General features: G+C 69.2%; 3 protein-coding genes and 1 tRNA gene. All 4 read right to left on the bottom strand.

The window, feature by feature from the left end; translation table 11 throughout:
- Positions 1 to 1,250: hypothetical protein (locus A9X03_RS03830; RefSeq protein WP_156746462.1), on the bottom strand; the 1,250-nt coding region annotated here is incomplete at its 3' end.
- Between the two features lie 113 nt (positions 1,251 to 1,363).
- Positions 1,364 to 1,453, bottom strand: a tRNA-Ser gene (locus tag A9X03_RS03825).
- A gap of 29 nt (positions 1,454 to 1,482) precedes the next feature.
- Positions 1,483 to 1,941, bottom strand: coding sequence for a nucleoside deaminase (locus tag A9X03_RS03820; protein WP_067748786.1), 459 nt, complete (start codon positions 1,939 to 1,941; stop codon positions 1,483 to 1,485).
- Complete coding sequence (locus A9X03_RS03815) at positions 1,938 to 2,459, bottom strand: tRNA adenosine deaminase-associated protein (RefSeq protein WP_067748783.1); 522 nt, start codon at positions 2,457 to 2,459, stop codon at positions 1,938 to 1,940. The genes A9X03_RS03820 and A9X03_RS03815 overlap by 4 nt, the downstream gene beginning before the upstream one ends.
- Between the last annotated feature and the right edge of the window lie 25 nt (positions 2,460 to 2,484).

The raw sequence follows: 2,484 nt of genomic DNA, 5'->3' as shown, positions 1-2,484 counted from the left end.
AGCGCCTCGACGCCTTCACCACACACTCCATGGCCGCGGACATCAACTACCCGCATCCACCGGTGTGTCAACCGCACCGTGTCCTCACCTTCGGCGACAGCCGAATCCGTCTCGAGGGTCTGGCGGTTTTCGCGCTCCCCGCAGAGTGCCGGCTTGTCCGCTAAATGCGCAGTGCACGTAGCGATTTCACGCCGGAGATCGGTGAGGAAATCGTCGCCGGCATGCGCGCGGCCGATCATCACTTTGGGACGGGGCGGTTTCCCGGGCTTGTCCCACTTCGACTGGTCGAAGTCCTGCCAGCCGACCAGGGGATCGTAGCGCGGGGCGGGGACCGAGCCACCGGACGGGCAGAGCGACCACGATGCGCCGCCCGGGCCGCTGGTGAGGGCGCCGTTGTCAGCAGAGGCGGTCTCGATGTCGGTGTTAACCGCCAGCGCTGGAAGTAGCGTCGAGATCTGGGCTTGGCTCCAGTTGGCGAGCATCGGCGGCAGCGCCGAGCGCGGCCGAGATCGCCCTACCGCGCCGATCAACTCCGAAAGAAGCTGATTGCGCGAGGCCGCCGACGGATCGGGCGTGCGATACCACGCCTGCACCGTCACCCGGCTGGGCAGCACGGTCGCTGCCATATTGACGACGTTGGGCCACTGGGGTCCGGTGTCGCCTGATTGATACTGCGCCAGCGTTTGGCTGGATTCGCCGACCAGCCAACCCTGGACGCCGCCGTTGTCCATCGGGTGCGCAACCGCCCACATGGGGCACCGATGCGACCATGCCGCCATCTCGCTGCTGACGTCATCGCCCTCGCCCGCAGCGGTGAACCGGACCCGGACGGAATCGCCGCCGTTCGCCGGGAATCGATTGCTCGGAACGTGACCGTTGGCGTCCGTGGCGGGGCTGTATTCCACATCCAGTTCCGGTTTGTCGGTCGCGCCGAACCGTGGCAGACGTTGGCAGTCTGCAGGCGTGGACTCGCGTCCGCCGAAGGGAGGCTCGGACCCGAAGCCCGCTTGGGGCGCATAGACGCTGACGCGGTTGAAGAGGTCGTCTTGAAAATCAGCCAGCCCGGGTATGCAGCGCGCCAACCGATCCGGCGCGCAGTCCCCGCCTTCCGTCGGTGCGGCTGTGAGCGTCGGCCGACTCGAGGCCGAATCGTGCTTGTGGGTGGTGCAGGCACTCGACACCGCCAGGAGCGCCGCGACCACGCCGAGCCCGGCGGCTGCACGAATGAAACCCCGAAGAACCGGCCGCACGCGCCGACTTTACGTCACCGGTCTGCTCAAGACGGTCTCCCGCGCGTGCTTCCGGACGAAAGCCCGGCACACGCGCGCGGCGGCCCTCCCCCGCCTTAGCGGGTGCAGGTCTTTGGCGGTGGCGGAGGGATTTGAACCCTCGGACGGTGTTAGCCGTCACACGCTTTCGAGGCGTGCTCCTTAGGCCGCTCGGACACGCCACCGCGGAGCAGCTTACCGAACCGTCGGCCCGTTACCCCAATCGCTGGCGGGCGAAGAAAGCCTCCAGCGGTGCGGCGCACTCTTCGGCGAGCACGCCGCCGCGCACTTCCGGCCGATGATTGAGCCGCCGATCGCGGACCACGTCCCACAGCGATCCGACCGCGCCCGTCTTGGGTTCCCACGCGCCGAACACCAGCCGGCCGACGCGGGCCAGGACCAGCGCTCCGGCGCACATGGTGCACGGCTCGACGGTGACCGCCAGCGTGGCGCCCTCCAGCCGCCAGCCGTCACCCGCCGCGCCGGCCGCCGCGCGCAGCGCCAGGATCTCCGCGTGCGCGGTGGGATCGCCAAGGGCCTCGCGGGCATTGACCGCGCGGGCCAGTTCGATCCCGTCAGCGCCGACGACCACCGCGCCGATGGGGACGTCGCGGGGGCCCGCAGTCGCGGCGACCGCCAACGCGGCACGGATCAGATCTTCGTCGGCGATCACCGACCGATGCGGTCGATCACGGCCGACAGCTGGTCGGCGAAGCCCATCTCCCGGGCGATGCGGCCGAGCTGCTCGTCCGCGTACAGGTCGGCCTCGTCGAGGATGACGCCCAGCACCGCCTCCGGCAGCCCGATGTCGGAAAGCAACCCCAGGTCGCCCTCCTCGAACGGGTCGGAATCCTCCAGGTCTTCGGGGTCGATGTCGGCGTCCAGCTTGTCGAGCACTTCGGCGGCGATGTCGTAGTCCAGTGCGGCGGTGGCGTCCGACAGCAGCAGCCGGGTCCCCGACGGCGCGGGGCGCACGATCACGAAGAACTCGTCATCCACGTCGAGGAGGCCGAACACCGCGCCGGCGCTGCGCAATTCCCGCAGCTCCGTCTCGGCGGCCTTGAGGCTCATCAAGGATTTACGGGCCATCGGAGAACACCGCCACTGGCCCTCTTCGCGTACGACCGCTACGCCGAAACCGTCCGGCGTGTCGGCGGACAGGCCCTGGGCTGGGGCCCGTTGTGCTCCCATGGCCGCTTACGGTAGTCGCAGACCA

Source organism: Mycobacterium sp. E1715 (assembly GCF_001667625.1).
In the GTDB taxonomy this organism is placed as follows: Bacteria; Actinomycetota; Actinomycetes; order Mycobacteriales; family Mycobacteriaceae; genus Mycobacterium.
Note: the sequence above shows the minus strand (reverse complement) of the source record. Positions and strands in the feature narration are given on the sequence as shown.

Excerpts from the sequence above, each read along its gene's own strand:
- A9X03_RS03815 (WP_067748783.1), bottom strand. The coding sequence starts at position 2,459 with ATGGGAGCACAACGGGCCCCAGCCCAGGGCCTGTCCGCCGACACGCCG.